General features: G+C 70.2%; 3 protein-coding genes. All 3 read right to left on the minus strand.

Annotated features, from left to right (window positions below):
- Window positions 1-105 precede the first annotated feature (105 nt).
- A complete protein-coding gene (locus G5C65_RS34600; protein WP_165303022.1) occupies window positions 106-1,203 on the minus strand; it encodes a radical SAM protein in 1,098 nt (365 codons plus the stop codon).
- Window positions 1,204-1,248: 45 nt separating this feature from the next.
- Window positions 1,249-2,091 carry a carbohydrate ABC transporter permease gene (locus G5C65_RS34605; RefSeq protein ID WP_338146799.1) on the minus strand — a complete coding sequence of 281 codons (843 nt, stop codon included), beginning with the start codon at window positions 2,089-2,091 and terminating at the stop codon, window positions 1,249-1,251.
- On the minus strand, window positions 2,088-3,013 hold a 926-nt coding region (locus G5C65_RS34610; protein ID WP_338146800.1), incomplete at its 5' end, for a carbohydrate ABC transporter permease. The genes G5C65_RS34610 and G5C65_RS34605, both read right to left, overlap by 4 nt.

The raw sequence follows: 3,013 nt of genomic DNA on the forward strand, positions 1-3,013 counted from the left end.
GCGCAACCCCGGGCCCAGCCCCCGGCCTGTCCCCCTGAGCCCGGTCGACGGGCTGTCGACGGGCCGGAGGAAACGGGCCGGGGGAAACGGGCCGGAGGAAGCGGGCTAGATGAACGGGTCGTAGTCGACGTCCGGTTCGCGCGCTCCCTCGCCCCTCCCGATCGAGCCGATCTCAAGGTTGGAGCGGTGCCGGGCGCAGTGGAAGCGGCAGTCCCGGCTGGGGTCCACCACGCCCCGGTCGGACTTCCGCCAGATGTCCGGCAGCCGCTCGGTCACCGCGTCGCCGATCTTCGCGCCGTCGTTGCCCCGGTGGTAGGAGCACACATAGACGCCGGACGGCGTCACCAGGGTGCGCAGCTCCGCGATCGGGCAGCGGTGGTACTCCTTGGGCTGCACGGGGCCGACGCGCGCCCTGAGCGACGTCAGGGTGGAGGAGTTGACGATCTGGAAGGTCTCGCTCTCCAGCTCCGCCGCCTGCGCGAGCTGGCTGTCGACGGATTCCAGGACGTCATGCGGCACCTGGATGATGTGGTGGCCGTCGTCGAACATGGCCTTCGTCTCGAAGTAGTCGCAGCCGAGCTCGTGGGCGAGCTGTGCGGCGCGCAGGACCTCGTGGTGGTTGCTCACCAGGGTGCCGTCGGGCTCCCGCCGGGTGATGACGAGGAACGAGTAGCCCAGCGCGCCCCGTTTGACCCCGGCCAGCAGCCGCATGTTCCCGATGACCTTGTCGAAGACGCTGCGGCCCCTGCGGTCCGGCCGGAACAGTCCGTAGGTGTCGCGGGTGCCCGCGTCCACGGAGACCCGCACCCAGGATGCGTAGCGCGCCAGCTCGTCCAGGTTCTGCTTGATGAGCGTGCCGTTGGTGACGACGCCGATGGCGATGCCCGCCTCGCCCAGGGTGCGCATCACCTGGCGGGTGCCGCGGTGCGCCAGGGGTTCGCCGCCGCCGATGAGGACGACGCCGCGCACGGACATCTCCACGAGCTCCCCGGCGAGTTCGGCGAGCCGCTCGGGTGTGAAGCGGCCCTGGTTGAGTAACTTTCCGCTGATGCACTCCGGGCAGGCCAGATCGCAGAAGGTGGTGGGATCGAGGTCCACCACCAGGGGCCCGCTGGACGGACCGGAGGAGGCCGCTTCGAGGACGCGTGGCCAGCCCGAGGGCTGATAGAGCTTGGATACCAGGTCCAGGCGGTCGAACGTCATCATGTTCTCCTGCGGAAGGGAGGGTACGTACGGTGTGCTGTGCGCTCACCCTTTGACCGAGCCCGTGACGAGGCCGGAGGCGATTCTGCGCTGGACGATCAGGAAGAAGACCACGACGGGCAGCGCGGTGAGGGTGGCCCCCGCCATCAGCCCGCCGTAGTCGGTGCCGAAGCTCGTCTGGAACGACACGAGCCAGATGCTGAGGGTCTGCTTGTCGTTGCTGGACAGCAGCACGTACGCGAGGACGTACTCGTTCCACGCCTGCACCAGCGCGTAGATCGAGGTGGCGGCCAGCCCGGGGGCGAGGAGCGGGAGCGTCACCCGGCGGAAGGCCCCCAGCCGGGTGCAGCCGTCCACCATCGCCGCCTCCTCCAGCTCCGCCGGGATGGCGACGAGGAACCCCCGCAGCAGCCAGACGGTGAACGGCAGCGTGAACACCAGATAGGTGAGGATCACCCCGGTCAGGCTGTCGGTCAGTCCGACGTCGCTGAGCAGCAGATAGATCGGGATCACCAGTCCGGCGAGCGGGACCATCTGGACGCACAGGACCGTCAGGATCAGCGCCTTGCGCCCCGCGAAGGAGAAGCGCGCGAGCGCGAACGCGGCGAGGACGCCGATGAACAGCGAGATCGTCACGGTGCCGGCGCCCACCACGCAGCTCGCGCGCACATTGGACCAGAACGTCGGGGTCTCCATCGCCCGGCGGAAGTTGTCGAGCGTCAGCTGCTCCGGCCAGAAGCTGGGCGGCGTGCGGTGGATCAGCGAGGCCGGGCGGAACGCCGTCAGCAGCATCCAGTACAGCGGGAAGGCGAGCACGGCGCTCAGCAGCAGCCCGAGGGCGTCGGGCACGGCCCGCCGGGGCCGGCGCGGGCCGCGCGCGGCCCTCACTCGGCCTCTCCCATGGCCAGCAGCTGCCGGATGTACACCACGGCCCCGCACAGCAGCAGCACCACGGTGACGACCGCGATGGCGGCTCCGACGCTGTAGCGGTTGACGGCGAAGGACTCGACGAAGGAGTAGACGCCGAGGAGGTAGTACTCCTTCTCGGGCTGGGCGCCGCGCATCAGCCAGATCTGGTTGAACACCCCGAAGTCCCAGATCGCGAGCAGCGCCGTCACCAGCACGAACGGCGGTCTGATGACGGGGAAGACGACGTGCCGGAAGAGCTGGACGCCGCGCGCTCCGTCCACCCGCGCCGCCTCCTCCAGCTCCGGCGGGACCTGGCTGAGCGCCGCGTGCAGGGTGATGGCGGCGAACGGCAGAGCGCCCCAGACGACGACGGCGACGATGACCGCGAACCCCTCCCAGGGGTTGTCGAACCAGTTGTGCTGGTCCAGGTCCAGCCCCGGCAGCCGGCTGAGCAGCCAGTTGGCGATGCCGTAGTCAGTGTCGGTCAGCCACCGGAACACCGCGGAGGCGACCATGATCGGCGTGGCCCACACGGCGACCAGCACGCCGATCATCACCAGCCGCACCCACGGGGACACCCGCCGGATCAGCAGCGCGGTCAGCGTCGCCGCCGTCATGGTGAGGGTCACGCAGACGAACGTGAACAGCGCGGTGCGCCCCGTCACGGTCCAGAAGTAGCCGTCGGAGAACAGCGACTCGTACTGCTCGCCTCCCACCCAGGGCGGTGCGGAGCCCGAGAAGAGCTGGCTGCGGGTCATGTCCCGGAACGAGAGCAGGAACAGGTCGACCAGGGGGTAGCCGAGGACGCCGGCGAGCGAGAGGACCGTCGGGGCGATCAGCAGATAGGGGAGCGCGCGCCGCCGGGCGCGCGCGGCGCGGCGGGCGGCGGGCGGGGTACCGG

Origin of the sequence: Streptomyces boncukensis (genome assembly GCF_011045075.1) — a bacterium.
GTDB classification, from domain to species: domain Bacteria; phylum Actinomycetota; class Actinomycetes; order Streptomycetales; family Streptomycetaceae; genus Streptomyces; species Streptomyces boncukensis.

What these genes read in the sequence shown, in the direction of transcription:
- G5C65_RS34600 (WP_165303022.1), bottom strand. Translation starts at nt 1,203, where the DNA reads ATGACGTTCGACCGCCTGGACCTGGTATCCAAGCTCTATCAGCCCTCG.